General features: G+C 71.8%; 24 protein-coding genes. 13 read left to right on the forward strand and 11 right to left on the reverse strand.

Translation table 11 applies throughout. The annotated features are described in order from the left end of the window. The first annotated feature begins 53 nt into the window (after positions 1 to 53). Complete coding sequence (gene whiG, locus ACZ501_RS32310) at positions 54 to 890, forward strand: RNA polymerase sigma factor WhiG (RefSeq protein WP_361607758.1); 837 nt, start codon at positions 54 to 56, stop codon at positions 888 to 890. A gap of 83 nt (positions 891 to 973) precedes the next feature. Further along, positions 974 to 1531 (forward strand): TetR/AcrR family transcriptional regulator, encoded by a 558-nt coding sequence (locus tag ACZ501_RS32315; RefSeq protein WP_361607779.1) that lies wholly within the window; start codon positions 974 to 976, stop codon positions 1529 to 1531. 22 nt (positions 1532 to 1553) lie between these two features. Here ACZ501_RS32315 and ACZ501_RS32320 read toward each other — a convergent pair whose 3' ends face one another. Then, positions 1554 to 2108 carry a M23 family metallopeptidase gene (locus tag ACZ501_RS32320; RefSeq protein ID WP_468800166.1) on the reverse strand — a complete coding sequence of 185 codons (555 nt, stop codon included), beginning with the start codon at positions 2106 to 2108 and terminating at the stop codon, positions 1554 to 1556. A 254-nt stretch (positions 2109 to 2362) separates the two neighbouring features. Here ACZ501_RS32320 and rpsB point away from each other — a divergent pair, with 254 nt between their 5' ends. The 9 genes from rpsB (at position 2363) to ACZ501_RS32365 (ending at position 12221) form a co-directional block, all read left to right on the forward strand. Further along, on the forward strand, positions 2363 to 3262 hold the full coding sequence (gene rpsB / locus ACZ501_RS32325; protein ID WP_361607764.1) for a 30S ribosomal protein S2: 900 nt from the start codon (positions 2363 to 2365) through the stop codon (positions 3260 to 3262). A gap of 160 nt (positions 3263 to 3422) precedes the next feature. After that, a complete protein-coding gene (tsf, locus tag ACZ501_RS32330) occupies positions 3423 to 4259 on the forward strand; it encodes a translation elongation factor Ts (protein ID WP_361607767.1) in 837 nt (278 codons plus the stop codon). Positions 4260 to 4421: 162 nt separating this feature from the next. Beyond that, a complete protein-coding gene (gene pyrH / locus ACZ501_RS32335; RefSeq protein WP_361607770.1) occupies positions 4422 to 5201 on the forward strand; it encodes a UMP kinase in 780 nt (259 codons plus the stop codon). 91 nt (positions 5202 to 5292) lie between these two features. After that, entirely contained in the window at positions 5293 to 5850 is a 558-nt protein-coding gene (gene frr / locus ACZ501_RS32340; protein WP_361607773.1) for a ribosome recycling factor, read from the forward strand. Then, on the forward strand, positions 5850 to 6926 hold the full coding sequence (locus ACZ501_RS32345; RefSeq protein WP_362455028.1) for a phosphatidate cytidylyltransferase: 1077 nt from the start codon (positions 5850 to 5852) through the stop codon (positions 6924 to 6926). The genes frr and ACZ501_RS32345 overlap by 1 nt, the downstream gene beginning before the upstream one ends. 132 nt (positions 6927 to 7058) lie before the next feature. Next, the gene (gene rlmN, locus ACZ501_RS32350; RefSeq protein WP_468800168.1) at positions 7059 to 8174 is read left to right on the forward strand and encodes a dual-specificity RNA methyltransferase RlmN; all 1116 of its coding nucleotides are present in this window, start codon (positions 7059 to 7061) and stop codon (positions 8172 to 8174) included. Positions 8175 to 8428: 254 nt separating this feature from the next. Beyond that, entirely contained in the window at positions 8429 to 9529 is a 1101-nt protein-coding gene (locus ACZ501_RS32355; RefSeq protein WP_361597991.1) for a thiamine ABC transporter substrate-binding protein, read from the forward strand. A gap of 53 nt (positions 9530 to 9582) precedes the next feature. Continuing rightward, a complete protein-coding gene (locus ACZ501_RS32360; RefSeq protein WP_361597988.1) occupies positions 9583 to 11199 on the forward strand; it encodes an ABC transporter permease in 1617 nt (538 codons plus the stop codon). After that, a complete protein-coding gene (locus tag ACZ501_RS32365) occupies positions 11199 to 12221 on the forward strand; it encodes an ABC transporter ATP-binding protein (RefSeq protein ID WP_468800170.1) in 1023 nt (340 codons plus the stop codon). Before ACZ501_RS32360 ends, ACZ501_RS32365 begins: the two co-directional genes overlap by 1 nt. Before the next feature lie 33 nt (positions 12222 to 12254). On the opposite strand, the gene ACZ501_RS32370 is transcribed toward ACZ501_RS32365, so the two are convergent. The 10 genes from ACZ501_RS32370 to ACZ501_RS32415 form a co-directional block, all read right to left on the reverse strand. Continuing rightward, a complete protein-coding gene (locus tag ACZ501_RS32370) occupies positions 12255 to 13505 on the reverse strand; it encodes a cytochrome P450 (protein ID WP_468800172.1) in 1251 nt (416 codons plus the stop codon). A gap of 15 nt (positions 13506 to 13520) precedes the next feature. Beyond that, complete coding sequence (locus ACZ501_RS32375) at positions 13521 to 14915, reverse strand: NAD(P)/FAD-dependent oxidoreductase (RefSeq protein WP_468800173.1); 1395 nt, start codon at positions 14913 to 14915, stop codon at positions 13521 to 13523. Beyond that, on the reverse strand, positions 14905 to 15135 hold the full coding sequence (locus tag ACZ501_RS32380) for a ferredoxin (RefSeq protein ID WP_468800175.1): 231 nt from the start codon (positions 15133 to 15135) through the stop codon (positions 14905 to 14907). The genes ACZ501_RS32375 and ACZ501_RS32380 overlap by 11 nt, the downstream gene beginning before the upstream one ends. A gap of 118 nt (positions 15136 to 15253) precedes the next feature. After that, positions 15254 to 15871, reverse strand: coding sequence for a hypothetical protein (locus ACZ501_RS32385; RefSeq protein WP_468800177.1), 618 nt, complete (start codon positions 15869 to 15871; stop codon positions 15254 to 15256). Between the two features lie 87 nt (positions 15872 to 15958). Further along, positions 15959 to 16864, reverse strand: coding sequence for a DMT family protein (locus tag ACZ501_RS32390; protein WP_468800179.1), 906 nt, complete (start codon positions 16862 to 16864; stop codon positions 15959 to 15961). Between the two features lie 116 nt (positions 16865 to 16980). Beyond that, entirely contained in the window at positions 16981 to 18072 is a 1092-nt protein-coding gene (locus tag ACZ501_RS32395) for an LOG family protein (protein ID WP_468800181.1), read from the reverse strand. A gap of 26 nt (positions 18073 to 18098) precedes the next feature. Beyond that, complete coding sequence (locus ACZ501_RS32400; RefSeq protein ID WP_468800183.1) at positions 18099 to 19193, reverse strand: hypothetical protein; 1095 nt, start codon at positions 19191 to 19193, stop codon at positions 18099 to 18101. Further along, on the reverse strand, positions 19175 to 19945 hold the full coding sequence (locus ACZ501_RS32405; protein ID WP_468800185.1) for an ABC transporter ATP-binding protein: 771 nt from the start codon (positions 19943 to 19945) through the stop codon (positions 19175 to 19177). Before ACZ501_RS32405 ends, ACZ501_RS32400 begins: the two co-directional genes overlap by 19 nt. A 171-nt stretch (positions 19946 to 20116) precedes the next feature. Then, entirely contained in the window at positions 20117 to 21478 is a 1362-nt protein-coding gene (locus tag ACZ501_RS32410; RefSeq protein WP_361597958.1) for an aspartate aminotransferase family protein, read from the reverse strand. Positions 21479 to 21481: 3 nt separating this feature from the next. After that, on the reverse strand, positions 21482 to 21985 hold the full coding sequence (locus tag ACZ501_RS32415) for an Lrp/AsnC family transcriptional regulator (RefSeq protein WP_007266859.1): 504 nt from the start codon (positions 21983 to 21985) through the stop codon (positions 21482 to 21484). Between the two features lie 170 nt (positions 21986 to 22155). On the opposite strand from ACZ501_RS32415, the gene ACZ501_RS32420 reads away from it, so the two are divergent. Further along, positions 22156 to 23595 (forward strand): gamma-aminobutyraldehyde dehydrogenase, encoded by a 1440-nt coding sequence (locus ACZ501_RS32420; protein WP_468800187.1) that lies wholly within the window; start codon positions 22156 to 22158, stop codon positions 23593 to 23595. Positions 23596 to 23667: 72 nt separating this feature from the next. Continuing rightward, complete coding sequence (locus ACZ501_RS32425; RefSeq protein ID WP_468800189.1) at positions 23668 to 24885, forward strand: polyamine ABC transporter substrate-binding protein; 1218 nt, start codon at positions 23668 to 23670, stop codon at positions 24883 to 24885. The last annotated feature ends 10 nt before the right edge of the window (positions 24886 to 24895 follow it).

Genomic DNA, 24895 nt, shown 5'->3' on the forward strand with positions numbered 1-24895 from the left:
ACACTTCCGTCACGCTACGCTCCCAAGGAATCCCGCTCCGGCAAAGGCGAAGCATGCCCCAGCACACCTCAGGGTCCGACCGCGCTGCGGTGCCCCCCGCTGCCCGTGGCAGCGTGCGGTCCACCGAGCCCTCGTCCCTGGAGCTGCTCTGGCGCTCATACAAGGACACGGGTGACGAGCGGCTGCGGGAGCAGCTGATCCTGCACTACTCGCCGCTGGTGAAGTACGTGGCCGGGCGGGTCAGCGTGGGGCTGCCACCCAACGTGGAACAGGCCGACTTCGTCTCCTCCGGCGTCTTCGGTCTGATCGACGCGATCGAGAAGTTCGACATCGAGCGGTCCATCAAGTTCGAGACGTACGCGATCACCCGCATCCGCGGCGCGATGATCGACGAGCTGCGCGCGCTGGACTGGATCCCGCGCTCCGTGCGGCAGAAGGCGCGGGCCGTGGAGCGCGCCTACGCGACGCTGGAGGCCCAGCTGCGGCGGACCCCGACGGAGTGCGAGGTCGCGGGGGAGATGGGGATCGCGGTGGAGGAACTCCACGCGGTCTTCAGCCAGTTGTCGCTGGCCAACGTGGTCGCCCTGGAGGAGCTGCTGCACGTGGGCGGGGAGGGCGGGGACCGCCTCTCCCTGATGGACACCCTGGAGGACACCGCCGCCGACAACCCGGTGGAGGTGGCCGAGGACCGGGAGCTGCGCAGACTGCTCGCGCGGGCCATCAACACCCTCCCGGAGCGGGAGAAGACGGTGGTGACCCTCTACTACTACGAGGGCCTGACCCTCGCCGAGATCGGCAACGTGCTGGGCGTCACCGAGAGCCGGGTCAGCCAGATCCACACCAAGTCCGTGCTCCAGCTCCGGGCCAAGCTCGCCGACGTCGGCCGCTGAGCGCGCGGCGGCCGCAGCGGAGCCGCCCCCCCCTTGCGCCACCTCCGTACAGTGGTGACGTGCCCAGGATTCGAGCGGCCTCCGTGGCCGAGCACCGGTCGATGCAGCGCGGCGCCCTGTTGGACGCCGCCCGTTCCCTGTTGTCCGAAGGCGGGACCGAGGCCCTGACCTTCCCCGCCCTCGCGGAGCGGACCGGGCTCGCCCGGTCGTCCGTGTACGAGTACTTCCGGTCGCGCGCGGCCGTCGTCGAAGAGCTGTGCGCGGTGGACTTCCCCGTCTGGGCCGCCGAGATCGAGGCGGCGATGGAACGGGCGGCCACGCCGGAGGCGAAGATCGAGGCGTACGTCCGCACCCAGCTGGTGTTGGTGGGGGACCGGCGCCACCGCGCGGTGGTCGCGATCTCCGCCGGAGAGCTGGACGCGGGCGCGCGGGAGAAGATCCGCGCCGCGCACGGCGGCCTGGTGGCGATGATCGTCGAGGCTCTGGGCGCCCTCGGGCTGCCGGAGCCCCGGCTGGCCGCGATGCTGCTCCAGGGCGTGGTGGACGCCGCGGCCCGGCGCATCGAGCTCGGTGCCGCCGAGGACCCCGCCGTGATCACCGAGACGGCCGTCTCCATGGCCCTGCGCGGCGTCACCCTCTGACCGGATCCGGCGTCGCGGCGCTTCACGGCGCGGCGGCCGGCAGCAGCCGGGGCGTGGGCCGGGGAAGCAGGGCCAGCGGGTCGAGGTAGGCGTCCTCGCCCTCCAGGAGCCCCCAGTGCAGGCAGGGCGTCGCGCAGTGGGAGCCCTCGGTGAGCACCGCCACCACCTGGCCCGCCTCCACGGCCTCCCCCTGCGCGACCAGTGCCCGCACCGGCTCGTACGTCGTCCGCAGGCCGCCCGGGAGGGTCAGCGAGAGCACTCCCCGGCCGGCGACCTGCCCGGCGTAGTGCACCCGCCCCGGCCCGGCGGCCCGTACCCGCGTACCGGCGGGCGCCGACAGGTCCACCCCGCGGTGCCCGGCCGCGTACGGGGTCGGCGGCGGGTCCCACCAGCGCACCACCGACAGCGGCGCGGGCAGGGGGCGCACTCCCCGCACTCCGCGCACCGCGCGCACCCCGTGCACCGGCCCGGCCGGCGCGGCGGAGCCGGGGTCCGGCGCCGCGGACCCCGGCGGGGACGGCGGCACGGGCAGGAGCTGGGGCAGCGCCAGCAGCAGGATGAGCAGCAGCTTCGTCATACGTCGCAGGATCCCGCGCGGGTGGGGCGCCCCGTTCGCGCCTGTGGACGGCCGGAGCGGTGTGGACAACGGCGTCACCCGGCATACCGCCGGGTCCCGTACACTTCTTGTGGCGATCCGGGTCACCGGGTCGACTTCGCACGCCCCAGCGCCGACCGGTCCAGCCGGTCAGGCGACAGCGTCTCTCGGTCCCTCCAGGGGCAGGGCGCGGTGGGGCGTCAGGAACCAAAACCGAGAAAACCAAGGAGATGGCCATGGCCGTCGTAACGATGCGGGAGCTGCTGGAGAGCGGCGTCCACTTCGGTCACCAGACCCGTCGCTGGAACCCGAAGATGAAGCGCTTCATCTTCACCGAGCGCAACGGCATCTACATCATCGACCTGCTCCAGTCGCTGTCGTACATCGACCGCGCCTACGAGTTCGTGAAGGAGACCGTCGCGCACGGTGGCTCCATCATGTTCGTCGGTACCAAGAAGCAGGCGCAGGAGGCCATCGCCGAGCAGGCGACCCGCGTCGGCATGCCGTACGTCAACCAGCGTTGGCTCGGTGGCATGCTCACCAACTTCTCCACCGTCTACAAGCGCCTCCAGCGTCTGAAGGAGCTTGAGGCGATCGACTTCGAGGACGTCGCCGCCTCGGGTCTCACCAAGAAGGAGCTCCTGGTCCTCTCCCGCGAGAAGACCAAGCTGGAGAAGACCCTCGGTGGTATCCGCGAGATGTCGAAGGTCCCCAGCGCCGTCTGGATCGTCGACACCAAGAAGGAGCACATCGCCGTCGGTGAGGCGCGCAAGCTCCACATCCCGGTCGTCGCGATCCTCGACACCAACTGCGACCCCGACGAGGTCGACTACAAGATCCCGGGCAACGACGACGCGATCCGCTCCGTCACCCTGCTCACCCGCGTGATCGCCGACGCCGTCGCCGAGGGCCTCATCGCCCGCTCCGGCGCTGCGACCGGCGACTCGAAGCCGGGCGAGAAGGCCGCCGCCGAGCCGCTCGCCGAGTGGGAGCGCGACCTGCTCGAGGGCGAGAAGAAGGCTGACGCCGAGGCCCCCGCGGCCGAGGCTCCGGCCGCTGAGGCTCCGGCCGCCGAGGCCGCCGAGGCCGAGGCCCCGGCCGCCGAGGCTCCGGCCGCCGACGCCGAGCAGGCCTGACCCCCTGAGAGTGCCCGGCGTTCACGCGCCGGGCACTCGCAGCACGGACGATGACGGCGGGGGAGCCGCGCCACGAGCGCGCTCCTCCGCCTCGCCCAGCTACCGCTGGGAGGGGCCCCCAGGCCGTAGATCTACGACTTCGAGAGAGAATCACAGACTCATGGCGAACTACACCGCCGCTGACGTCAAGAAGCTCCGCGAGCTCACCGGCGCCGGCATGCTGGACTGCAAGAACGCGCTCGTGGAGGCCGACGGCGACGTCACCAAGGCCAACGAGATCCTGCGCGTCAAGGGCCTGAAGGGTGTCGCCAAGCGCGAGGGCCGTTCCGCCGAGAACGGTGCCGTCACCTCCCTGATCGCCGAGGACGCCACCTCCGGCGTGCTGCTCGAGCTCAAGTGCGAGACCGACTTCGTCGCCAAGAGCCCGAAGTTCCTGGCCGTCGCCGACCAGCTCGCCGCCCACGTGGCCGCGACCAGCCCGGCGGACATCGAGGCGCTGCTGGCGTCCGAGATCGAGGCCGGCAAGACCGTCCAGGCGTTCGTGGACGAGGCCAACGCCAACCTCGGCGAGAAGATCGTCCTGGACCGCTTCGCCCAGTACGACGGTGCCTTCGTCGCCTCCTACATGCACCGCACCATGCCCGACCTGCCCCCGCAGATCGGTGTCCTGGTCGAGCTGGACAAGGCCGACGCCGACCTGGCCAAGGGCATCGCCCAGCACATCGCCGCCTTCGCGCCGAAGTACCTGACCGCCGAGGACGTTCCGGCCGAGGTCGTCGAGTCCGAGCGCCGCGTCGCCGAAGAGGTCACCCGCGCCGAGGGCAAGCCCGAGGCCGCGATCTCCAAGATCGTCGAGGGTCGCGTCAACGGCTTCTTCAAGGACGTCACGCTCCTCGGCCAGCCGTACGCGCTGGACAACAAGAAGTCCGTCCAGAAGGTTCTGGACGAGGCCGGTGTCACCCTGAAGCGCTTCACCCGCATCAAGGTCGGCATCTGAGTCCGTCCGTACGCGACGGACACCGGACCCCTATAGGGTCTGAAGCAGTCGTCCGCGCCCGCGCGAGGCGACCGCAGATCTGACGAGGAGGCCATTGCCGCAGAGGGAACCGCGAGGACCCACCGGCAATGGCCTTCTTCGTATGTGCACGAGGAGATCTCCATGAATCAGGGCGTTGACCCCCACACCGCATCCGACGACAAGAGCGACCACGGCAAGAAGGGCCGCCGCTTCATGCTGAAGCTGTCCGGCGAAGCCTTCTCCGGCGGCGGCGGACTGGGTGTCGACCCCGACGTCGTGCACGCCATCGCCCGCGAGATCGCGGCCGTGGTCCGCGACGGCGCCGAGATCGCGATCGTCATCGGCGGCGGCAACTTCTTCCGCGGCGCCGAGCTCCAGCAGCGCGGCATGGACCGGGCGCGGTCCGACTACATGGGCATGCTCGGCACCGTCATGAACTGCCTCGCCCTCCAGGACTTCCTGGAGAAGGAGGGCATCGACAGCCGTGTCCAGACCGCCATCACCATGGGCCAGGTCGCGGAGCCGTACATCCCGCTGCGCGCCGTGCGCCACCTGGAGAAGGGCCGCGTCGTGATCTTCGGCGCCGGCATGGGCATGCCGTACTTCTCCACCGACACCACGGCCGCCCAGCGCGCCCTGGAAATCGACGCCGAGGCCCTCCTCATGGGCAAGAACGGCGTCGACGGGGTCTACGACTCCGACCCGAAGACCAACCCGGACGCGGTGAAGTTCGACGCGCTGGAGTACAGCGAGGTGCTGTCCCGGGACCTCAAGGTCGCCGACGCCACGGCCATCACGCTGTGCCGCGACAACAAGCTGCCGATCCTGGTCTTCGAACTGCTCGCCGAGGGCAATATCGCCCGCGCCGTCAAGGGTGAGAAGATCGGCACGCTCGTGAGCGACCAGGGCACCCGGGCCTGAGCGGTCCGCCGCCGGGCCCCGGGGGCCCGGTCCGGGCGCCCGGCCGGCCCGCCCGCCTGAACCATCCACATCTGACATGCAGGAGCACGTGGTGATCGAAGAAACCCTCCTCGAGGCCGAGGAGAAGATGGAGAAGGCCGTCAACGTCGCCAAGGACGACTTCGCCGCGATTCGCACGGGCCGTGCGCACCCGGCGATGTTCAACAAGATCGTGGCGGAGTACTACGGTGCCATCACGCCCATCAACCAGCTGGCCTCCTTCGCGGTGCCCGAGCCGCGCATGGCGATCGTGACGCCGTTCGACGCGTCCGCGCTGCGCAACATCGAGCAGGCCATCCGCGACTCCGACCTCGGTGTCAACCCGAGCAACGACGGCCGCATCATCCGGGTGACCTTCCCCGAGCTGACGCAGGACCGCCGCAAGGAGTACATCAAGGTCGCGCGCACCAAGGCCGAGGACTCCAAGGTCTCCATCCGCGCCGTCCGCCGCAAGGCGAAGGACGCCCTCGACAAGCTGGTCAAGGACAAGGAGGCCGGCGAGGACGAGGTGCGCCGCGCCGAGAAGGAGCTCGACGACACCACCGCGAAGTACGTCGCGCAGGTGGACGAGCTGCTCAAGCACAAGGAAGCCGAGCTCCTCGAGGTCTGATGAACGACTCTCCCTGGGCCGCGGAGCCGGTTCCGGCGGGTCCCGCATACGATGCGCTGGTGGGCCCGCACACTGCGCCCATGCCCATCGTGCCCGATGCCGCCGGCCGTGCCTTCGACGACCGGGAAGCACGCGATCGGGGGGCCGCCTTCGTGGGCGGCCCCCCGTTCCGCGCCGAGACGCCGTTGCAGGAGCCCATGCCCAGCCCCCCGCCTCCGCCTTCACCGGCCCCGCACGACGCCTCGCCCCCGCCGCAGAAGAAGCGCGCGGGGCGGGACCTGCGCGCCGCCATAGGGGTCGGCGTCGGCCTCGGCGCGGTGATCTTCGCGTCGCTGTTCATCGTCAAGGCCGTCTTCGTCGGCGTGATCGTCGTCGCGGTCGTCGTCGGCCTGTGGGAGCTCACCTCCCGGCTCCAGGAGAAGAAGGGCATCAAGGCGCCGCTGGTCCCGCTCGCGGTCGGCGGCGCGGCGATGATCATCGCGGGCTACGTGCGCGGGGCCGAGGGCGCCTGGGTGGCCATGGCGCTCACGGCGCTGGCCGTCCTGGTGTGGCGGATGACGGAACCGCCCGAGGACTACCTCAAGGACGTCACCGCGGGCGTCTTCGCCGCGTTCTACGTGCCCTTCCTGGCCACCTTCGTCGCGATGCTGCTCACCCCCGACGACGGTCCGCAGCGGGTGGTGACCTTCCTGGTCCTGACGGTGGTCAGCGACACCGGCGCGTACGCGGTGGGCTGGCGCTTCGGCAAGACCAAGCTCGCGCCGCGCATCAGCCCCGGCAAGACCCGCGAAGGGCTCGTGGGAGCGGTGGCCTTCGCCATGGCGGCCGGCGCCCTGTGCATGGAGTTCCTGATCGACGGGGGCTCCTGGTGGCAGGGCCTGCTGCTGGGCCTCGCGGTCGCGGTCAGCGCCACCCTGGGCGACCTCGGCGAGTCGATGATCAAGCGTGACCTGGGCATCAAGGACATGGGCACGCTGCTCCCCGGCCACGGGGGCATCATGGACCGGCTGGACTCGCTGCTGCCGACCGCCCCGGTGGTGTGGCTGCTGCTGGCGGCGTTCGTCGGCACGGGCTGACCGGCCCGGGCCGGGTTATCCTGGAGGGCGCGCCGCGTGTACGCGGCGCGCCTTTTCCGTCCAGCGGCCGCGCCGCGGACCGGCCCTGCACGCGCGGGGTGACCCCCACCCCGTCGCACTGAGGAGTACAGCATGGCCCCCCGTCCCGTCCCGGGTGAGCTCACCTTCGTCGCGCCCCGCGGAGCGAAGAAGCCGCCCCGGCACCTGGCCGACATGACCCCGGCCGAGCGCCGCGAGGCGGTCGCCGCGATCGGCGAGAAGCCGTTCCGGGCCAAGCAGCTCTCCCAGCACTACTTCGCCCGCTACGCGCACGACCCGGCCGAGTGGACCGACATCCCGGCGGGCTCGCGGGAGAAGCTCCAGCAGGAGCTGCTGCCCGAGCTGATGAACGTCGTCCGGCACATCTCGTGCGACGACGACACCACCCGCAAGACCCTGTGGAAGCTGCACGACGGCACGCTCGTGGAGTCGGTGCTGATGCGCTACCCCGACCGCGTGACGATGTGCATCTCCTCCCAGGCCGGCTGCGGCATGAACTGCCCGTTCTGCGCCACCGGCCAGGCCGGCCTCGACCGCAACCTCTCCACCGCCGAGATCGTGCACCAGATCGTCGACGGCATGCGCGCCCTGCGCGACGGCGAGGTCCCCGGCGGCCCGGCCCGCCTGTCCAACATCGTCTTCATGGGCATGGGCGAGCCGCTCGCCAACTACAAGCGCGTCGTCGGCGCCATCCGCCGCCTCACCGATCCGGAGCCCGACGGCCTGGGCCTGTCGCAGCGCGGCATCACCGTCTCCACCGTCGGCCTGGTCCCGGCCATGCTGCGCTTCGCCGAAGAGGGCTTCAAGTGCCGCCTCGCGGTCTCCCTGCACGCCCCGGACGACGAGCTGCGCGACACCCTCGTCCCCGTGAACACCCGCTGGAAGGTCCGCGAGGTCCTCGACGCGGCCTGGGAGTACGCGGAGAAGTCCGGGCGCCGGATCTCCATCGAGTACGCCCTGATCCGCGACATCAACGACCAGGCCTGGCGCGGCGACCTGCTCGGGCGCCTGCTCAAGGGCAAGCGCGTACACGTCAACCTGATCCCGCTGAACCCGACGCCCGGCTCGAAGTGGACCGCCTCGCGGCCCGAGGACGAGAAGGCCTTCGTCGAGGCGATCGCCCGGCACGGCGTGCCCGTGACCGTACGCGACACCCGCGGCCAGGAGATCGACGGCGCCTGCGGCCAGCTCGCCGCCTCGGAACGCTAGATTCCGGTCGCCGGCCGGCCTGATTCGGCCGCGGGGTACCCTGTGGCCGAACCAATTGCATATTCCGACAGGGGAGCGCCACAGCGCTGAGAGTGCGGTATCCGTCATCCGCAGACCCTCTGAACCTCGCCCCGGTCATTCGGGGTAGGAAGTTCGGTCACCACTCAAGCTGTTGCGCCCTGCCCGGCGTCCGCTCGCACAGAGCGCCGGGCGGGGCCGCGTCTTCTCCTGGTCATCCCAGGAGGAATTCACCAGTGAGCACCACCAGGAAGATCGCGGGCGCGACGCTCGCGGCCGCGCTCGGCGTCACCACCCTCAGTGCCTGCGGCGGCTCCGGCGCCGAGGACGGGGCCGCGGGCGCGAGCGACGCCCCGAAGTCCAAGACGGTCACCCTCGTCTCCCACGACTCCTTCAACGTGACCGACACGGTCCTCAAGGAGTTCGAGCAGCAGAGCGGCTACACCGTCAAGGTCCTGAAGTCCGGGGACGCGGGCGCGGCCCTCAACCAGGAGATCCTCACCAAGGGCTCCCCGCGCGGCGACGTCTTCTTCGGCGTCGACAACACCCTGCTCTCGCGCGCCCTCGACAACGGGATCTTCACCCCGTACCAGGCCAAGGGCCTGGACGGCGTGAAGCCGGAGTTCGTCCTCGACCAGCAGCACCGGGTCACCCCGGTCGACTCCGGCGACATCTGCGTCAACTACGACAAGGCCTACTTCGCCGACAAGAAGATCGCCCCGCCGCAGACGCTGGACGACCTGGTCAAGCCGGAGTACAAGAACCTGCTGGTCACCGAGAACGCCGCGACCTCCTCGCCCGGCCTCGGCTTCCTCCTCGCCTCCGTCGGCAAGTACGGCGAGGAGGGCTGGAAGGACTACTGGAGCAAGCTCAAGGCCAACGGCGTCGAGGTCGTCGACGGCTGGGAGCAGGCCTACAACGAGCGCTTCTCCGGCTCCGCCGGCGGCAAGAAGGCCAAGGGGGACCGCCCGCTGGTCGTCTCCTACGCCTCCAGCCCGCCGGTCGAGGTCCTCTACGCCGAGCCGCAGCCGTCCGAGGCCCCCACGGGCGTGGCCACCGGCACCTGCTTCCGCCAGGTCGAGTTCGCGGGCCTGCTGAAGGGCGCGAAGAACGAGGAGGGCGGCAAGGCCCTCGTCGACTTCCTGGTGAGCAAGAAGTTCCAGGAGGACATGCCGCTCCAGATGTTCGTGAACCCGGTGCTCAAGGACGCGAAGCTGCCGGATCTGTTCACGAAGCACGGCGTGGTCGTCGAGAAGCCGGAGACGGTCGCCCCCGACGCCATCGCCAAGAACCGTGAGCAGTGGGTCAAGACGTGGTCCTCGCTCGTCGTGAAGTAGGACGCGAGCGCCACCGGGAAGGCGGGCGCGCCACGGCCGTCAGACTCGCTCTGATGGCCGTGCCGCTCGCCTTCTTCGGGCTGTTCTTCGCCTATCCCGTCGCCGCGATCGTCGGCCGCGGGCTCAAGACCGCCGAGGGCTGGCAGTTCGGCCGGATCGGCGAGGTCCTCGCCCGGCCCGACATCGCCGGTGTGCTGTGGTTCACCACCTGGCAGGCGCTCGCCTCGACCGCCCTCACCCTGCTGCTGGCGCTGCCCGGCGCCTACGTCTTCGCCCGTCTGGAGTTCCCGGGCAAGCAGCTGCTGCGGGCCCTGGTCACCGTCCCGTTCGTGCTCCCGACGGTGGTCGTCGGCAGCGCCTTCCTGGCGCTGGCCGGCCGGGGCGGGCTGCTCGACGAGCTGTGGGGCGTCCGGCTGGACACCACCGTCTGGGCGATCCTGCTCGCCCACGTCTTCTTCAACTACGCCGTCGTCGTACGGACGGTCGGCGGGCTGTGGGCCCAGTTGGACCCGCGCCAGGAGGAGGCCGCCCGGGTACTGGGCGCCGGGCGGTTCGCGGCATGGCGGCGGGTGACGCTGCCCGCGCTCGCGCCGGCGGTGGCCGCCGCCTCGCTGATGGTGTTCCTGTTCACCTTCAGCTCCTTCGGCGTCGTGCAGATCCTGGGCGGCCCCTCGTACTCCACCCTGGAGGTGGAGGTCTACCGGCAGACGGCGCAGCTGCTGGACCTGCCGACGGCCGCCGTGCTGACGATGGTCCAGTTCGCGGCCATCGCCGGCGTCCTCGCCGTCCACGCCCGGACCGTGCGCCGGCGGGAGACCGCGCTGCGGCTCGTGGATCCGGCCCGCACCGCGCGCCCGCCGCACGGCCGGGCGCAGCGCGCCCTGCTCGGCGGGGTGCTGCTGTCGGTGGTGCTGCTGATCGTGGCGCCGCTGGCCGTGCTCGTGGAGCGGTCCTTCGACGCGCCCGGCGGGTACGGATTCGGCTTCTACCGGGCGCTGCAGGAGACGGGCGCCGGCGGCGGAACGTTTCTGGTGCCGCCGCTGGAGGCCGTCTGGAACTCCCTCCGGTACGCGCTCGCCGCCACCGCCGTCGCCCTGGCCGTCGGCGGGCTCGCGGCCGCCGCCCTGACCCGGCGCGGAGGGCGCTTCGTACGGGGCTTCGACGCGCTGCTGATGCTGCCGCTCGGGGTGTCGGCGGTGACGGTGGGCTTCGGGTTCCTGATCACCCTGGACGAGCCGCCGCTGGACCTCAGGACCTCGTGGATCCTGGTGCCGCTGGCTCAGGCGCTGGTCGGGGTGCCGTTCGTCGTACGGACCATGCTGCCGGTGCTGCGAGCCGTCGACGTCCGGCTGCGGGAGGCCGCGGCCGTGCTCGGGGCCTCGCCGCTGCGGGCCTGGCGGGAGGTGGACCTACCGCTGGTGCGGCGGGCGCTGCTGATCGCGGCCGGCTTCGCCTTCGCGGTCTCGCTGGGCGAGTTCGGCGCGACCGTCTTCATCGCCCGGCCGGACCGCCCGACGCTGCCGGTGGCCGTCGCGCGGCTGCTGGGGCGGGCCGGGGAGATGAACTACGGGCAGGCCATGGCCCTGAGCACGATTCTGATGCTGGTGTGCGCGGTGTCCCTGCTGGTGCTGGAGCGACTGCGACCCGACAAGACCTCGGGAGAGTTCTGATGACCCTGCTCCAGCTCGAAGGGGTCTCGGTCCGTTTCGGTGACCGGGCGGTCGTCGACGCGGTCGACCTGGAGGTCGCCGAGCACGAGACCGTGTGCGTGCTCGGGCCGAGCGGCAGCGGGAAGTCCACCCTGCTGCGGGTGGTGGCCGGGCTCCAGCCCGTGTCCGGGGGGCGGGTGCTGCTCGGCGGCGCCGACCAGGCCGGGGTGCCGGTGCACCGGCGCGGAGTGGGCCTGATGTTCCAGGACCACCAGCTGTTCCCGCACCGGGACGTCGGCGGGAACGTCGCCTTCGGACTGCGCATGCGGGGCTCGGCCGGCGGATCGTACGGGGCCCAGGTCGCGCAGCTGCTCGAGCTGGTCGGGCTCCCGGGCGCCCAGCGCCGGGCGGTCGCCTCCCTGTCAGGCGGCGAGCAGCAGCGGGTGGCCCTGGCCCGGGCCCTGGCACCCTCGCCCCGGCTGCTGATGCTGGACGAGCCGCTCGGCCAGCTGGACCGGGGGCTGCGCGAGCGGCTGGTGGTCGAGTTGCAGGGGCTGTTCTCCCGCCTGGGCACCACCGTCCTGGCCGTCACCCACGACCAGGGCGAGGCCTTCGCGCTGGCCGACCGGGTGGTGGTGATGCGGGACGGGCGCATCGCGCAGGCCGGTACCCCGCTGGAGGTGTGGCAGCGGCCCGCGTCCGAGTTCGTGGCGCGGTTCCTCGGCTTCGAGAACGTGGTCCCGGGGACGGTGGTCCAGGGCGTCGCCGCCACCCCCTGGGGCAGGATCCCGGTGCCGGCCGGCACGCCCGACGGGGAGCGGCGGCTGCTGGTCCGCCCGGCCGGCGTGGTGCTGTGCGCGGCCGGGCTGAACTGCCGGGTGGAGTCCCGTACCTTCCGCGGCACCCACGTGGCCCTGCGGCTGCTGCCCGAGTCGGGGCCGGTGCTGGAGGCCGAGTGCGAGCTGGCCGCCGCGCCGGCCGTGGGGGACCGGGTCGCGGTGGCCTTCGGACCGTCCGAGGTGGTCGTCCTCCCGTCGTCCTGACCCGGTACCCGACGCCGGACCGGAGCAGACCCGTCAGGCCCGGATGCCGTCGCAGGCGATCGGCAGGTGGCGCGGGCCGCGCAGGACCGCGTTCTGCCGGTACGGGGGCGGGTCCTCCAGCAGCCGCGGGTTCTCCAGCCGGCGGGCCAGCTCGCTCAGGGCCAGTGCGGCCTCCAGCCGGGCCAGCGGCGCCCCGAAACAGCTGTGGATCCCGCTGCCCAGGCCCAGGTGCTGGACGTCCTCCCGGTCCGGGTCGAACCGGTCCGGATCCGGGAACCGCTTGGGGTCGCGGTTGCCCGAGGCCAGCACCAGCCAGATGGACGCCCCCTGCGGGATGGTCACACCGCCGATCTCGATGTCCGCGAGGGCGGTGCGCTGCGGGACCAGCTGGACCGGCGGCTCGTAGCGCAGCAGCTCCTCGACGATCGGCACCGCCAGCGCCGGGTCCGAGCGCAGCCGTTCGAGCGCCTCGGGGTGGCGCAGCAGGGTCAGCATGCCGTTGGTGATGAGGTTGACCGTGGTCTCGTGCCCGGCGATCAGCAGCAGCGCCGAGGTGCTCAGCAGCTCCATGGTGGTCATGGCGCCGTCCGGGCCCTGCGCCGTGGCCAGCTCCGAGAGCATGTCGTCGGTGGGGTGCTTGCGGCGCTCCTCGATCAGCCCGGCCAGGTACATGCCGAGCTCCATGCGGGCGTCCTTGGACTTCTTGGCCCGGCCCTTGGGGTCGGGGGCGTCCGGATCGGGGTCGAGGCTGGCGGCGAGGGTGTCGGCCCACACGTGGAACCTGGCCTCGTCCTCGGGGGGCACGCCCAGCAGCCGGCAGATGACGGTCACCGGGAACGGGTACGAGAACTGCTCGACCAGGTCGATCCGGTCCAGGTGGCCGGACTCCGCGATGCCGTCGATCAGCCCCTTGACGATGCCGCCCAGCTCCCCGCGCATGTCGTGCACGCGGTGCGGGGAGTGCGGAGGGCCGAAGGGCCGGTTGGTCATCCGGCGCAGCCGGTCGTGCTCGGGCGGGTCGAGCCGCAGGAAGGCCGGGGGCAGCACCGCCTCCTCCTCCTGCTCCGGATCGGCCAGCGGGTCACCGTCCGCCGACTTCAGGTTCCGCGCGTCGGAACTGATCCGCGGGTCGTGCAGCAGGCTCCGGATCTCGTAGTAGCCGCTGACCACGTAGGGCCCGCTCCCGTCGTGCGAGACGGGCGTCTTGCGGAGTTCCTCGTACAGCGGGTACGGATTGGCCCGGCTGGAGTAGTCGATGATCTGCCGCAGGAGTTCTTGAGTCATCTGGGGTCCTCGTGCTCAGGGGCGCGCCGGGTTGAAGGTGATCCTCCGGTCGGCCGGTGAGTAGCCGCTGAGGGTGATGGTCGGGCCGTGCGTGGGCACCGACGGGTCGGGGAAGTCGGCCGGGACCGGCTTGTTGCCCTCGGGCCTGCGGTCGACCGTCGCGAACGGCGGCGGGAACGGCGCGGTCCGCTCGATCTGCTCCTGGTAGAAGGGCAGCCAGCGGCAGTTGTCGAAGGTGACGGCGCCGATGACGCGCCCCTGGTAGCCGTAGACCGCGGCGAAGCGGCGCTCGGCGCGCGATCCCTGGGTGAAGAGGATCTCGGTGCCCATCGACGGCACCCCGACCGACTTGATGTTCACGCCGAACTGGGAGGACCAGAAGGCCGGGACCCACAGGTGCGGGCGCCGGTCGGAGCTCTCGCTCAGCATGTTGTGCGCGGCCGTGCGGGCCTGCTCCACGGCGTTGCCCCAGTGCTCCAGCGACAGGAACTGGTATCCGAACAGGGCGTGCGGGGAACGGGCCACGTCACCCGCCACGTAGATGTCGTCGGTGACGATGCCGCGGATGTCGAAGGCCCGGCAGCCCGCGTCGCAGGCGATGCCCCGGGGCCCCGCGCCGAGCCCTGACCCGGCGAGCCACTCCGTGTTGCGCTGCGCGCCGAGGCCGACGATCACGGTGTCCGTCTCCAGGACGGTGCCGTCCGACAGGTGGGCGGCGCGCACCTGCCCGGAGGAGTCGCCCTCCAGGGCGGTCACCATGATCCCGGTCCGCAGGTCGACGCCGTGCTCGCGGTGCATCTCCGCCGCGACCTCGCCGATCACCCCGCCCAGCGCGCCCACCAGCGGTGCGGCGCCGCGCTCGGCGACGGTGACCTCCAGGCCGCGCTCGCGGCAGGCGGAGGCGATCTCGGAGCCGGTGAACCCGGCGCCGATGACCAGCACCCGGCGCGGACCGGCGGCGAGCCGGCGCTCCAGGGCGAGCCCGTCGTCGCGGGTGCGCAGGGTGAGGACGCCCTCCAGGGCGGCTTCCTCCTCGTTCGGCCAGCGCCGGGCCCGGACGCCGGTGGCGATGAGGAGCCGGTCGTACTCGACCTCGTCGCCGTCGGCGAGCCTCACCCGTCTGGCCGCCATGTCCAGGCCCGTGGCGGGCACGCCGAGGCGCCACTTGGCGTCGATGTCCCGGGTGCGCGGCAGCAGCGTCCGGTCGGGCGTCGTCCTGCCCAGCAGCACCTGCTTGGACAGCGGGGGCCGGTCGTACGGTTCGTGGGGTTCGTCGCCGATCATCGTCAGGGAACCGGCGAACCCCTTCTCGCGCATCGTCTCGGCGGCCCGCAGCCCCGCGAGGGACGCCCCCACGACGACGATGCGGCCTTCGCGCTTGAGCCGCTCCAGGGCTGCGTCACCGCTCACCGCGCGCCTCCGCCGTCGACAGGGACCCGTTCACCGCGTCCAGCAGGATGGCCCTGACGGGGCAGGCGTGCACGGCGCGGACGACGTCGTCGCGGTGCTCCTCGTCGGGCTGCGGGTCGTAGAGCAGGGACTCCTCACCGTGCATGGCGAAGACGTCCGGTGCGAGGAACGCGCACTGGGCGTAGCCCTGGCACCGGTTGAGGTCGACGACAAGCCTCATGAGGCATCAGCCCTTCCGTGACCTGTTGACCCCCGCTGCCCCCGACGCCCTCCCGACCTCCAGCATGCGCGCGCGCCCCGGCCGCCGCCCGCCGGAGGGGACCAGGACCACCCGGCCATCAGGCCGGCCGCCGCAGCTGGGTGCGCAGCAGGTGCAGGCTGACCACGAGCACCCAGAAGGGGAAGACCAGCTCCACCCAGGGCACACCGGAGCCGAGGGCGAGCAGCACCAGCCCGGTGGCGAGGCCCAGCACGACCAGCGGACGGGGGAAGACGCCGAGCCGGTGCCCGATGGTCGAGGTGACGAAGACGAAGACGGCCGCCATGCGCATCGCGTACGTCGTCAGCACGGTGTACGCGAAGGGGCGGCCGAACCCGGACGGCGGAACGGGCTCCTGGAGCACGGTCCCGGCCGCGGCGGCCGCGACGAACAGGGTGGCGACGAAGAGGCAGCCGCTGCCGAGGAACACCGTCGAGACGAACCGGTCCTCGCCCTCGCCCGCGTGCTCGCGCAGGGCTCCCATGAACCACAGGAAGAAGATCCCGGCGAAGGGGACGATCTCCAGCGCGAGGCGGACCGCCCAGCGGTCGTCCTCGGCGACGGGGGAGTCGGCCGGGCTCCCGGAGGGGACGGCGATGCGCATCAGGACGATCGCCGCCGCGAGCAGCACGGCGAAGACGAGCCCGGCCGCCCCGGCGGCCCGTGGGGTGCGCATCCGCCTGGTGGTCGACTCCATGCCTCCAGCAGGCGGTACCCGCCGGGCCCCCGCCACCCGGGCGGCCCCACGGGAGTGAATCCGGGCGCGGATGCCGGGCCCGGGGCGTCAGGCCACCGGAACGGAAGCCGGCTCTCCGGCGGGCTCCTCGGCCCCGTCGTGGTTGCCGTACCAGGCCACAGCGACGGCGCCCGCGACCGCGAGGACGAAGCCGGTCACCGCGAGCCACGCCAGGCCCGGGCGGGAGGCGTCGCCGAGCCACAGGACGCCGATCGCGCCCGGCAGCACGGTCTCGCCCACGACGAGGGCGGCGGTGGCGCCGTTCACCGAGCCGATCTGGAGGGCCACGGTGTGCAGGTACATGCCGCCGATGCCGGCCACCAGGATGGCGTAGAGGGCCGGGTCCGTCAGGAAGGTCACCGGGTCGAAGGGGTCCACGCCGTCGAGGATGCGCACGCCCACGCCCAGCGCGCCGAAGGCGAGCCCCGACAGCAGGCCCGCCAGGATCGCGGCGCGGGCACCGAGGAGGCGTACGGCCACCGTGCCGCCGACGATGATCAGCAGGGTCACGGCCAGCAGCCACCAGTGCGTGGCCATCGGGGCGTGGTGGTCGCCCTCGTGGCCGGCGGCGGTCGCGAGCAGCACCAGCGCGGCGCAGACGACTCCGATCGAGGTCCACTCCTTGCGGCTCAGCCGGATCCCCAGCATCTTCACGCTGAGCACGGCCGTGATGACCAGGTTGGCGCTGATCACCGTCTGGGAGAGGAACAGGGGCAGCAGGCGGGCCGCCAGCGCGCCCAGGGCGAAGCCCACGAAGTCCAGGACGGTGCCGACGATGAACTCCCAGGTCATCGCGGCCTTGGCGGTGGAGGTCAGGTTCGGTCCACCGTGGGCGGTCACCCCGGCGGCCGCCGGGGACGTCCGGGCGGCGCGGCGGGAGCCGACGGCTTGCAGGACAGAGCCCGTCCCGTAGCAGATGGACGCCGCGACGGCGGTCAGCAGGCCTATGAGCACAGAGGGCTCCGTTCAACGTCTGGCAGGTAAGGCGGTACCTCTGCCAGACGTCGGAACGCGTCCGGAAGTTGCCTCCGCAAGAGAACGCGTTGACCGGTTCTTTGCCCGGCCGCCGTTCAGGCCATGGCCGCGAGCGCGTCCGGGACCTCGTCCACCGAGTCCACCAGGGCGATCCGGGACTCCATCTCCCGTCCCCGCGCCAGCGCCCGCAGCAGCGGCCAGACCGGCAGGTGCCCGGTCCAGTGGGCCCGGTCGACCAGGACCATCGGAGTCGGCTCGGACCGCGACCGGTAGTAGTTCGGGGTCGCGTTGTCGAAGACCTCCTGCACGGTGCCGGCCGCGCCCGGCAGGAACACCACGCCCGCGTTGCACCGGGAGAGCAGCCCGTCCTCGCGGGTGGCGTTCGCGAAGTACTTGGCGATCTGCGCCGCGAAGGCGTTCGGGGGCTCGTGCCCGTAGAACCAGGTGGGGATCCCGACCGAGTCGCCGCCCCGGGGCCAGCGCTCGCGCACGGCGAAGGCCGCGCGCGCCCAGTCGGAGACGGACGGGGTGAAAGAGGGGACCTCCGCCAGCAGCTCCAGCGCCTGCGGCAGGGCCTCGTCGGGGGCGGGAGCCAGGTAGGCGCCGAGGTTGGCGGCCTCCATCGCGCCGGGGCCGCCGCCCGTGGCGACCGTCAGCCCGGAGCGGGAGAGCGCCCGGCCGAGTTCCGCGGCGCCGCGGTAGTCCGCCGCGCCGCGGACCATGGCGTGGCCGCCCATCACGCCGACGACGCGGGCGCCCGCGAGGTGCTCGCCGAGGGCGTCGGAGACGGCGTCGTCGTGGAGGGAGCGGAGCATCGAGGAGAAGACGTCGCCGTCCGAGCCGGTCTCCTGGAACCAGGCGTAGGCCTGCGCGTCCGGGGTGGCCTCGTAGCCCCCCTCCAGGCCGGCGAACAGCTCCTCGGCCGTGTAGAGCAGACCCCGGTACGGGTTGAACGGCAGGTCCGGTACCGGCGGGAAGACGAGCGCGCCGTCCGCGCGGACCTTCACCGAGGCGTCGGGCTCCATCGCGCAGCCCAGGAACACGGCCGCGGAGGTGTCGGCGGACAGCAGCGCGAAGGTCCGCTCCAGGAGGTTGAGCGACTGGACGCGGTAGCCGCTCAGCGAGCCCCGGGCGACGACCCGGTCGAACTCGGCGAGCGTCTCGATCTCGATGTCTGCGTGGGCCATTCGGCCCACCCTAAGGGCAGGCCGCCTCAGCGGGTCAGCGCCGGCACCGTCAGCTCCGCCACACCCCAGCCGAGCGCCGCGGCGGCCCCGAGCAGCGCCGCCGCCCGCAGCACCACGGCGCTGCGCAGCACCGCGCCCGGCGTGCCGAGGCCGGCCAGCGCCTCCCGGGCGGGCGAGCGGGCCTGGCGCGACTCGATCGCGGAGGTGAGCAGGGTCGCGGCCGCACACAGGGCCACCAGGGCGGCGGCGGGCCCGGTCAGCGGTCCCAGCGGGGCGAGGGGCTCGCCCCGGCCGCGCAGGGCGAGGGCGGTGAGGGCGGCCGCGCCGACGGCGGCGAGCACGCCCAGGGGCCGTCCCAGCCGGGGCGCGTCCTCCTGGAGGCCGCGCCCGGCCAGCAGCCGCAGCAGCCCGGGCCGCAGGGCCTGCACCAGGGTCCCGCACGCGTAGGCCAGCCCCGGACCGGCGAGGGCGAGTCCGGCCGCGACCAGCATCCCGCCGGCCGGGACGGCGGCTCCGGTGGCCGGGGAGTACGCCAGGACGGCGAGCCCGCAGGCGGCGATCCCCACCCCCCAGGGCACGCCGGTCTGCGGGGCCAGTCCGGCGTGCGCCGGCCGGGGCCGCAGCGCGAGGGCCGTCGCGGCGGCGGAGGTCAGCGGGGCCAGGGCCAGCAGCGTGAGGGCGGCGGCCACCGGCAGCGGCCGTCCGGCGTGCAGCAGCCCGGCACCGGCGCCGTCGAAGGGCAGCCCGGCGAGGTCGCCCCGCAGGTGGAGGAAGGCGGCGAGGGCCAGGGCGCTGCCCAGGGCGCACGCGACGGCACTGGAGACCGCCGCGACCAGCGCGAGCCGTACGGGGCCGAGCCCGGCGGCGTCGAGCCCCTCGCGGGGCCGCGCCGCCGGGTCGGTGCGGGCCACGGCCACCGCGAGCTGCACGGTGGCGGCGAGCGGTACCAGCGCCCACAGCAGGCGGGCGGACGACGCGGCGGATCCGGCCGGTCCGGAGACGGCCGCCTCCTCCAGGACGTACAGCAGCAGGAACCCGCTCCCGGCGGCGGCGGCCGCGACCAGCAGCCGGCGCAGCTGGACCACCGGGCGGGAGCCGCGGACTAGGCGGAGAGCGAGCACGCGGCCTGGTCCTCCGTCGTCCCGGGGGAGCCGTCGGCCGCGGCGCCGGCCGGGCGGCCGTCGAGCAGCTCCAGGGTGCGGTCGGCGGCGGCCGCGGTCTCCTCGTCGTGGCCGGCCAGCAGGACGGTGATGCCGTGCGAGCGGGCGGCCGTGGTCAGCGTACGCAGCAGCAGCGCGCGCTCGGCGCTGTGCAGCGGGGCGGTCGGATCGTCGGCGAAGAGCACCGCGGGCTGCGCGACCAGGGCGCGGGCCAGCGCGACCCGCTGGGACTCGGCGCGGTTGAGGGCGCTGGGGCGTTTGCCGGCGAAGCCGTCGATGTCGAGGCGCTCCAGCCATGCGCGGGCGGCGCGCCGGGCGGTGCGGTGGGAGGCGCCGCGGATCAGCAGGGGCAGGGCGGCGTTCTCCCACACCTTGAGCTCGGGCAGCAGTTGCGGTTCCGGCCCGATGCAGGCGAACCGGTCGCGGCGCAGGCGCTCGCGGGCCGAGGCGTTCAGGGTGTGGACCGGGACGCCGTCGAACCAGACCTCGCCCTGTTCGGGCACCAGCTGCCCGGCCAGACAGCGCAGCAGCGTGCTCTTGCCGCTGCCGCGGGGGCCGGTCACGGCGAGGATCTCACCCTGGCGGGCTCCGGCGGAGACCCCGATCAGGCCGGGCGTACCGCTGTGGGAGTAGTGCAGGGACCGTGCCCAGACCAGGTCGTCCTGCGGCGGGGCAGGGTCGGGGGGTCGGGCTGTGTCCGGTGGAGCCACCATGGCGTACACCTCCGTCCGGGGAACGAAGCGGAGCCCGTTCGGTCACTGGCGCCGCAATGAGATGTAAAGAGATGAACGTCTTGAATGGTGACAGCACACGGCCCGGACCCCCGCGTTCTACTCGAACGGAGGATCCGGGCCGTGTGGGCGGGCCGGTGGGGCCGGGGCCGGCTAGAGCTTGGTCCACGCCTCGGTGAGCACCGAGCGCAGGATGCCTTCGATCTCGTCGAAGGTGCCCTGGTCGGCGATCAGCGGCGGGGCCAGCTGGATGACCGGGTCCCCGCGGTCGTCGGCGCGGCAGTACAGGCCGTTGTCGAAGAGCGCCTTGGAGAGGAAGCCGTAGAGCACGCGCTCGGTCTCCTCGTCCGTGAAGGACTCCTTGGTGACCTTGTCCTTGACGAGCTCGATGCCGTAGAAGAAGCCGTTGCCGCGGACGTCGCCGACGATCGGAAGGTCGTGCAGCTTCTTCAGGGTGTCGAAGAAGTTGCCCTCCTGGTCCAGCACGTGCTGGTTCAGGCCTTCCTTGTCGAAGATGTCGAGGTTGGCGATGGCCACCGCGGAGGACACCGGGTGTCCGCCGAAGGTGTAGCCGTGCAGGAAGGTGTTGTCGCCCTTGTAGAACGGCTCCGCGATGCGGTCGGAGACGATGCAGGCGCCGATCGGGGAGTAGCCCGAGGTCATGCCCTTGGCGCAGGTGATCATGTCCGGCACGTAGCCGAACTTGTCACAGGCGAACATCGTGCCGAGGCGGCCGAACGCGCAGATGGTCTCGTCGGAGACGAGCAGCACGTCGTAGGTGTCGCAGATCTCGCGGACCCGCTGGAAGTAGCCGGGCGGGGGCGGGAAGCAGCCGCCGGCGTTCTGCACGGGCTCCAGGAAGACGGCGGCGACGGTGTCGGGGCCCTCGAAGAGGATCTGCTGCTCGATCTGGTCGGCGGCCCAGCGGCCGAAGGCCTCGGGGTCGTCGCCGTGGATCGGGGCGCGGTAGATGTTGGTGTTCGGCACCTTGTGCGCGCCGGGGACCAGCGGCTCGAAGGGGGCCTTCAGGGCCGGCAGGCCGGTGATGGACAGCGCGCCCTGCGGGGTGCCGTGGTAGGCGACCGCACGCGAGATGACCTTGTACTTGGTGTGCTTGCCCTGCAGCTTGAAGTACTGCTTGGCGAGCTTCCAGGCGGTCTCGACGGCCTCGCCGCCACCGGTGGTGAAGAAGACCTTGTTCAGGTCGCCCGGGGCGTAGTCGGCGAGGCGCTCGGCGAGCTCCACGGCCTTGGGGTGCGCGTACGACCACACGGGGAAGAACGCGAGCTCCTGGGCCTGCTTGTAGGCGACCTCGGCCAGTTCCTTGCGGCCGTGACCGGCGTTGACCACGAACAGTCCGGCGAGACCGTCCAGGTAGCGCTTGCCCTTGTCGTCGAAGATGTAGGTGCCTTCACCCCGCACGATGGTGGGGACGGGTGCGTTCTCGTACGACGACATGCGGGTGAAGTGCATCCACAGGTGGTCGTACGCGGTCTTGGAGAGGTCTTGGCTCACGGGCTATCGGGTTCCCCACATGTAGGTCTGCTTCTTCAGCTTCAGGTAAACGAAGCTTTCGGTTGATCGCACGCCGGGGAGCGTGCGGATCTTCTTGTTGATCGTTTCGAGCAGGTGGTCGTCGTCCTCGCAGACGATCTCCACCATCAGGTCGAACGACCCCGCGGTCATCACGACGTACTCGCACTCGGCCATGGCGGTCAGAGCATCGGCCACCGGGTCGAGATCTCCCTCGACGTTGATGCCGACCATGGCCTGGCGTCGCAGGCCCACGGTGAGCGGGTCGGTGACGGCGACGATCTGCATCACGCCCTGGTCGAGCAGCTTCTGCACGCGCTGGCGCACCGCCGCTTCGGAGAGGCCCACGGCCTTGCCGATCGATGCATAGGGACGGCGGCCGTCCTCCTGCAGTTGCTCGATGATCGCCAGGGACACAGCATCGACCGAAGGGGACGGTTGTCTGTTCCTGGAATCTGCGCTTCGACTGACCACGACCTCACTGTGCACGAGGAGTCGTCTGTTCCGCAACCCGTAATCGATGAAATCCGTTGTGTGCGATCTCTGAATGAACGGATTTCGTAGTTGGTGAGGTCTGGCTCTGTCGAAAGCGTCGGCCGAGGGGCTAGGCTTGGAGAGTCGTCTCAATCATTGGACATGTGATCAGGAGAGTGGCTGTAGTGACCACCGAACTGCGTCGTCTGCGCAACTACATCGGCGGGGAGTTCAAGGACGCCGCCGACGGGCGGACCACCGACGTGGTCAACCCCGCGACCGGCGAGGTGTACGCCACCGCCCCGCTCTCGGGCCAGGCCGACGTCGACGCCGCCATGGCGGCCGCCGCCGCCGCCTTCCCGGGCTGGCGCGACACCACGCCCTCGGAGCGCCAGAAGGCCCTGCTGAAGATCGCGGACGCCTTCGAGGCCCGCGCCGAGGAGCTGGTGGCCGCCGAGTCGCAGAACACCGGAAAGCCGCTGGCGCTCACGGCCAGCGAGGAACTGCCCCCGATGGTGGACCAGATCCGCTTCTTCGCGGGCGCCGCGCGCCTGCTCGAGGGCCGCTCGGCCGGCGAGTACATGGACGGCATGACCTCGATCATCCGCCGTGAGCCGGTCGGCGTCTGTGCCCAGGTCGCGCCGTGGAACTACCCGATGATGATGGCCGTGTGGAAGTTCGCCCCGGCCATCGCGGCGGGCAACACCGTCGTCCTCAAGCCCTCGGACACCACCCCGGCCTCGACCGTCCTGATGGCCGAGATCATCGACTCCATCCTTCCCAAGGGCGTCTTCAACGTCGTCTGCGGCGACCGCGAGACCGGCAAGGCCATGGTCGAGCACTCCACCCCGGCGATGGCCTCCATCACCGGCTCGGTGCGCGCCGGCATGCAGGTCGCCGAGAGCGCCTCCAAGGACGTCAAGCGCGTCCACCTGGAGCTCGGCGGCAAGGCCCCCGTCGTGGTCTTCCAGGACGCCGACATCGCCAAGGCCGTCGAGGACATCGCCGTCGCGGGCTACTTCAACGCCGGCCAGGACTGCACCGCCGCCACCCGCGTGCTGGTGCACGAGTCCATCCATGACGAGTTCGTCTCCGCGCTCGCCAAGGCCGCCGCCGAGACCAAGACCGGCCAGCCGGACGACGAGGACGTGCTCTACGGCCCGCTGAACAACCCGAACCAGCTCAAGCAGGTCGCGGGCTTCATCGAGCGCCTCCCCGCGCACGCCAAGGTCGAGGCGGGCGGCCACCAGGTCGGCGAGAAGGGCTACTTCTACGCCCCGACCGTCGTCTCCGGCCTGAAGCAGGACGACGAGATCATCCAGAACGAGGTCTTCGGCCCCGTCATCACCGTCCAGTCCTTCACCGACGAGGCCCAGGCCCTGGAGTACGCCAACGGCGTCGAGTTCGCCCTCGCCTCCTCCGTGTGGACCAAGGACCACGGCCGCGCGATGCGCATGTCCAAGAACCTCGACTTCGGCTGCGTGTGGATCAACACCCACATCCCGCTCGTCGCCGAGATGCCCCACGGCGGCTTCAAGAAGTCCGGCTACGGCAAGGACCTCTCCGCCTACGGCTTCGAGGACTACACGCGCATCAAGCACGTCATGACCTCGCTCGACGGCTGATCCGCGGCCGCCGCGCGCGGTCGGCGGCGCACTGATCACCGAAGGGTCCTGACGGGGCGGGCAGTAGACATCATGTCTATTGCCCGCCCCTTCGCGCTGGCCGAGGCTGAGGCCATGCCTGAACTCGTCTCCCGTCGCGCGGCGCTGCGCGGCCTCGGTGCCGCGGGCCTGCTCGCCGCCCTCGCCGGCTGCGGCGTGCCCGCGGCCTACGTCCCGGAGGACCGGCGCCGGGGCCGGGACCTCTCGGACCGCGACCGCGCCCTTTCCTTCTCCAACTGGCCGCTCTACATCGACACCGACCACCAGGACGAGGAGAGCCGCCCGACGCTGGAGTCCTTCTCCCGGAAGACCGGCATCGAGGTCCGCTACAGCGAGGAGATCAACGACAACGACGAGTTCTTCGGCAAGGTCAGCCCGTCGCTGATGAACCACCAGCCGACCGGCCACGACCTGGTGGTGGTCAGCGACTGGATGGCCGCCCGCTTCGTCCACCTGGGCTGGGCCCAGAAGATGGACCGTGCGGCCCAGGCCAACGTCACCCGGTACCTGGACCCGCAGCTGCGTTCCCCCGCCTTCGACGAGGGCCGCCTGCACACCGTCCCCTGGCAGTCCGGGATCACCGGCATCGCCTACAACCGCAAGGCGCTCGGCCGGGAGATCAAGTCCGTCCGGGACCTCTGGCAGCCCGACCTGGCCGGCAAGGTGACCCTCTTCTCCGGGCTCGACGAGTCCTTCGCCCTGCTGATGCAGGGCAACGGCACCGATGTCACCCGCTGGACCGAAGCCGACTTCCACCGGATGTGCGACCAGGTCGAAACCATGGTGGACAAGAAGCACATCCGCCGCTTCACCGGCAACGACTACACCTCCGATCTCGGCAAGGGCGACGTCCTGGCCTGCCAGGCCTACTCGGGCGACGTCATCCAGCTCCGGGCCGACAACCCCGACATCGAGTTCGTGGTTCCCGAGGAGGGCGCCGAGCTGTGGGCCGAGAGCCTGCTCGTCCCCAACCTCGCCCGGCACAAGGCCAATGCCGAGGCGCTCGTCGACCACTACTACGACCCGGCGGTGGCGGCGGAGCTCGCGGCGGCCGTCAACTACGTCTGTCCCGTGCCCGCCGCCCGCGAGGTCCTGGCCGCCTCCCCGGACGAGGAGACCGCCCGGCTCGCCGAGAACCCGCTGATCTTCCCCGACGAGGCGATGCGCTCCCGCCTCGCCGTGGCCCGGGACATCTCCTCGGCCGAGCGCCCCGCCCTCGCCAAGCGCTGGAACGCCATCGTCGGACTGTGATCACGGCCTG

The organism is Streptomyces sp. NPDC034085 (genome assembly GCF_055575555.1).

Bases quoted from the DNA above. Each gene is read 5' to 3' on its own strand.
- rpsB (WP_361607764.1), top strand. From the start codon at position 2,363: ATGGCCGTCGTAACGATGCGGGAGCTGCTGGAGAGCGGCGTCCACTTC.
- ACZ501_RS32385 (WP_468800177.1), bottom strand. From the start codon at position 15,871: ATGGAGTCGACCACCAGGCGGATGCGCACCCCACGGGCCGCCGGGGCG.
- ACZ501_RS32405 (WP_468800185.1), bottom strand. From the start codon at position 19,945: ATGGTGGCTCCACCGGACACAGCCCGACCCCCCGACCCTGCCCCGCCG.
- ACZ501_RS32320 (WP_468800166.1), bottom strand. From the start codon at position 2,108: ATGACGAAGCTGCTGCTCATCCTGCTGCTGGCGCTGCCCCAGCTCCTG.
- pyrH (WP_361607770.1), top strand. From the start codon at position 4,422: ATGAATCAGGGCGTTGACCCCCACACCGCATCCGACGACAAGAGCGAC.
- ACZ501_RS32395 (WP_468800181.1), bottom strand. From the start codon at position 18,072: ATGGCCCACGCAGACATCGAGATCGAGACGCTCGCCGAGTTCGACCGG.
- ACZ501_RS32360 (WP_361597988.1), top strand. From the start codon at position 9,583: ATGGCCGTGCCGCTCGCCTTCTTCGGGCTGTTCTTCGCCTATCCCGTC.
- rlmN (WP_468800168.1), top strand. From the start codon at position 7,059: ATGGCCCCCCGTCCCGTCCCGGGTGAGCTCACCTTCGTCGCGCCCCGC.
- ACZ501_RS32345 (WP_362455028.1), top strand. From the start codon at position 5,850: ATGAACGACTCTCCCTGGGCCGCGGAGCCGGTTCCGGCGGGTCCCGCA.
- ACZ501_RS32380 (WP_468800175.1), bottom strand. From the start codon at position 15,135: ATGAGGCTTGTCGTCGACCTCAACCGGTGCCAGGGCTACGCCCAGTGC.
- tsf (WP_361607767.1), top strand. From the start codon at position 3,423: ATGGCGAACTACACCGCCGCTGACGTCAAGAAGCTCCGCGAGCTCACC.
- ACZ501_RS32365 (WP_468800170.1), top strand. From the start codon at position 11,199: ATGACCCTGCTCCAGCTCGAAGGGGTCTCGGTCCGTTTCGGTGACCGG.
- whiG (WP_361607758.1), top strand. From the start codon at position 54: ATGCCCCAGCACACCTCAGGGTCCGACCGCGCTGCGGTGCCCCCCGCT.
- ACZ501_RS32425 (WP_468800189.1), top strand. From the start codon at position 23,668: ATGTCTATTGCCCGCCCCTTCGCGCTGGCCGAGGCTGAGGCCATGCCT.
- ACZ501_RS32370 (WP_468800172.1), bottom strand. From the start codon at position 13,505: ATGACTCAAGAACTCCTGCGGCAGATCATCGACTACTCCAGCCGGGCC.